This is a genomic window from Actinomadura sp. NPDC000929 (assembly GCF_040492065.1).
In the GTDB taxonomy this organism is placed as follows: Bacteria; Actinomycetota; Actinomycetes; order Streptosporangiales; family Streptosporangiaceae; genus Spirillospora; species Spirillospora verrucosospora.
In genome coordinates this window covers 1-3,575 of record NZ_JBEUPA010000291.1, presented here as the reverse complement: position 1 = coordinate 3,575, position 3,575 = coordinate 1, and the positions used below count along the sequence as shown (strand labels likewise).

Genomic DNA, 3,575 nt, shown 5'->3' with positions numbered 1-3,575 from the left:
GCCCGGTCAGGCCGCCCGGGACCCGGCCGCGGCCGGCTCCCGCGCGGTGCCGTGGCCGCCCGCGAGCGCCCGGCGGCCGCTCAGGTCCGTCTCGCCGGCCAGCTGGCGCAGCCGTCGCAGCGAGCGGTCGGTGATCTGCCGGACGCGGTTGTGGCTCAGCCCGTAGCGGGCGCCGATCTGCGCGTACGACAGCGGCTGCCCGCTGTCCATCCCGAACCGGGCCCGCAGGATCGCGGACTCGCGCTCGGGAAGCCGGTCCAGCAGCCGTCCGAGGCCCTCGATGTCGTCCAGCGCGAGGATCTCCGCCTCCGGGGTGACGGCGTCGGGATCCTCCAGCAGGTCGCCCATGGGCGTCTCGCCGGCGTCGTCGACGGTCGCGTCCAGGCTCGCCGGGTCGCGCCGCCAGCGCAGCAGCTCGTCGACATGCTCGGCCTCGGCGCCGACGGCGCCCGCGAGCTCCTCGCGGGTGGGTTCCCTGCCGAGCTCGCGGCTGAGCTGGCGCTCCGCGCGCCGCAGCCGGGACAACTCCTCCTCCACATGGACGGGCAGGCGGATCGTGCGGGCGGTGTGGCTCAGCCCACGGCCGATCGCCTGCCGGATCCACCAGGTGGCGTAAGTGGAGAACTTGAAGCCGCGGCGGTAGTCGAACTTCTCCACCGCGCGCATCAGCCCCAGGTTCCCCTCCTGGATGAGGTCGATGAGGGGCAACGAGTCGGTCGGGTACTTCCGGGCTATCGAGACGACCAGCCGCAGGTTGGCCTCGACGAAGCGCTGCTTCGCGCGCAGCCCCGCCGCGGCCAGCTCCGCCAGCTCCTCGCGGGACGCGCCCTCGGGCACCGTCCCCTCCTCGAGCAGCTGTTCGGCGTACAGGCCCCCTTCGATCGCCTTGGCCAGATCGACCTCCTCCTGCGCGTCGAGCAGGGGAGTACGGCCGATCCGGTCGAGGTACGCCCCGACAAGATCCTTGTCGGGGACTTCGACCCTGTCGCCCTTGGTACGGGTTCCAGCCATCCTGACCCTTCTCCGGTGCGATCTCCCTAGGAGGAGAACGCCAATTACCGCTCTGTGATTCCCAGGTGGGGAATACTGCGAGGCTGTAAGCCGCTCTACGTCGTGATACCCCGACTGAGGAGAAACCGACATGGCGACGGTCACACTGACCGCTGAGAACTTCGACGAGGTGGCTCAGGGCGACGGCATCGTGCTGGTCGACTTCTGGGCGGAGTGGTGCGGCCCCTGCAAGAGGTTCGCGCCCGTGTTCGAGCGGTCGGCGGACAAGCACGGGGACATCGTCTTCGGCAAGGTGGACACCGACGCCGAGGCCGAGCTGTCGGAGCGCTTCGGCATCCGGTCCATCCCCACGCTGATGGCGATCCGCGACGGCATGATCGTGTTCGCGGAGCCGGGCGCGCTGCCCGAGTCGGTGCTGGAGAACGTGATCGAGCAGGTCCGCGGCCTCGACATGGAGGACGTCCGCCGGCGCGCGAAGGCCTGACCCGCGGCCCGCCGGGTTGCGCGCACGAGGCGCGCGGCGGGCGCCGCGGAGGCGCGTGGGCAAAGAAGCGGACGCCGCCGCCCCTTCACCGGCCGGCATGGTCGATGATGGACGGATGCTCGCCGATGTCGTCCGATACCTGGTGTGCCCCGTGTGCGGAGCCGACCTCGAACTGGCCGACCGCCGCCTGGCCTGCCCGGGCGGGCATGCTTTCGACGTCGCGCGACAGGGATATGCGAACCTCCTGCCGGGCAACGCCCGTCCGGGGACGGCCGACACACCGGAGATGGTCCGCGCGCGGGACGAGTTCCTGACGGCCGGCCACTTCGCGGTTCTCGCGGATCGGCTGGCCTGGAGCGTTTCTCGCGCCGCTCCCTCTTTCGTCCTCGACGCGGGAGCCGGGACGGGGCACTATCTCAGCCGCATCCTCGACCGGGCGCCGGACGCCGTCGGCCTGGCCCTGGACATCTCCAAGCACGCCGCCCGGCGCGCCGCGAAGGCGCACCCGCGCTGCGGCGCCGTCGTCGCGGACCTCTGGCGTCCGTTCCCGCTGCGCGACGGCGCGGCCGACATCGTCGTCAACGTGTTCGCCCCGCGCAACGCGACCGAGTTCCACCGCGTGCTCCGAGACGACGGGCTGCTACTGACGGTCACTCCGTCACCCCGGCATCTCGGAACACTCGTGGAGCCCCTCGGTCTGCTCTCGATCGACAAGCACAAGACCGAGCGCATGGACACCGCGCTCTCCGGCTACTTCAAGCTGGACTCGCGCCAGGAGCTCGAAACCGAGACCGTCCTGACGCACGGCGAGGTGATCACGCTCGTCGGCATGGGGCCGAGCGCGCACCACGTCCCGCCGGAGCAGCTCAGGGAACGGCTGGACACGCTGCCCGAGCCGCTGACCGCGCCGCTGTCGTTCGTCCTGTCCACCTACCGGCGGCTGGAGTAGGAGCGTCCCCGGGCTGCGTGATCTCCAGCAGCACCTGCGGGGTCTCGCCCGGCTCCGTCACCTCCTCGACGCCCGGCACGTCGAGAGCCTCGTAGCCGAACGACGCGGTGAGCGAGCGGGCCACCGCGCTCAGCAGGAGGCGCTGGAGAGCCTGGCCGGCACGGAGCCATTCGGCGGGGGAGTCCCCTCGCGTGGTCAGCACCGCCCGCTGTCCCGCCGAGTGAGGCGCCGGGGGAAGCCGCCGAAGCGCGGCGCCTTCGAGCCTCGCCTCCCCGGCCAGCTCGTCGACGACGGGAGACGGAGGGCAGGCGCCCGCGGCGGACGGATCGCCACGGAACGGCCGGAGCGTCGCGGCGTAGAGAAGCCGCTCTTCGCGGGACACACGGTGCCGTCCGGCCAGGCGCACGGAGGCGAGGACGGATGGACGTCCGGCATCGGGAAGCAACCGGACGATGGCTTCGTGACCGAGCTGCGCCGCCGCCAGACGCAGGTTCACCAACGCGGCGCCGCTGCTGAGGTGGAGGCCCCGCCCCGCCGGATCGTTCTTCGGCCGGAACCTGTCAGGGTCGGCGTGCACCTCGATCAGTCCGGACACGACCTTGAACCGCCAGGCATGGACGTCATGGACCGTGGGCCCCATCGTCGCGGCGACCACGAGGCGCTCCGCCGAGGCGCGGGCGGCGGCGGGCACGTTCACGGGCGTTCCTCCTGACCTCGGGCGACAACCGACCCGGGAGCCACCGCCAGCCCCAGGGGACATTTCGCCGGGGGAGAGCGGTCAGGGCACGGTACCCCACTGTGACCCGAAGCACGTAGTGCGTGAATGGCGAGGTCAGCGCACCCGATGGTGGGGGCGGGTGAACAAGGGGCCGGGTTCGCGGGCCCCGCGATTTGACGGTCCCGGTGAGGCGTCTTAATGTCTTCCTCGCCCCAAGGGGACGCGGGACGCCGAGAGGCGGCCGGCCCTGGGGAGCAGGTCGCTGAAAATGGTTCGAGCGCCGCTCGGACTGTTGTAAGATGGCTTGCACAGCCCACAACGGGATGCAGGACGCCGCAAGGTGGCCGGCCCGCAGGGCGCCTCCCACGGAACGATCTCTCCGAGTCTCTGGCTTGGTGTCGTGTCGTCGCGTG

General features: G+C 71.6%; 4 protein-coding genes. 2 read left to right on the top strand and 2 right to left on the bottom strand.

Going from position 1 to position 3,575, the window contains the following annotated elements; all coding sequences use genetic code 11:
- Positions 1-6: 6 nt before the first annotated feature.
- Positions 7-1,011 (bottom strand): sigma-70 family RNA polymerase sigma factor, encoded by a 1,005-nt coding sequence (locus tag ABWI04_RS42145; RefSeq protein ID WP_353835914.1) that lies wholly within the window; start codon positions 1,009-1,011, stop codon positions 7-9.
- A 130-nt stretch (positions 1,012-1,141) separates the two neighbouring features.
- On the opposite strand from ABWI04_RS42145, the gene trxA reads away from it, so the two are divergent.
- Together trxA and ABWI04_RS42135 are read left to right on the top strand one after the other, a co-directional pair.
- Entirely contained in the window at positions 1,142-1,495 is a 354-nt protein-coding gene (gene trxA / locus ABWI04_RS42140; protein WP_345171804.1) for a thioredoxin, read from the top strand.
- A gap of 55 nt (positions 1,496-1,550) precedes the next feature.
- Complete coding sequence (locus tag ABWI04_RS42135) at positions 1,551-2,444, top strand: putative RNA methyltransferase (protein ID WP_353835913.1); 894 nt, start codon at positions 1,551-1,553, stop codon at positions 2,442-2,444.
- Here the strand turns inward: ABWI04_RS42135 and ABWI04_RS42130 are convergent.
- Positions 2,362-3,141 (bottom strand): nitroreductase family protein, encoded by a 780-nt coding sequence (locus ABWI04_RS42130; protein ID WP_353835912.1) that lies wholly within the window; start codon positions 3,139-3,141, stop codon positions 2,362-2,364. The two genes, ABWI04_RS42135 and ABWI04_RS42130, sit on opposite strands and share 83 nt — an antisense overlap.
- Between the last annotated feature and the right edge of the window lie 434 nt (positions 3,142-3,575).

Coding starts and splice junctions, on each gene's coding strand:
- ABWI04_RS42145 (WP_353835914.1), bottom strand. CDS start 1,011: ATGGCTGGAACCCGTACCAAGGGCGACAGGGTCGAAGTCCCCGACAAG.
- trxA (WP_345171804.1), top strand. CDS start 1,142: ATGGCGACGGTCACACTGACCGCTGAGAACTTCGACGAGGTGGCTCAG.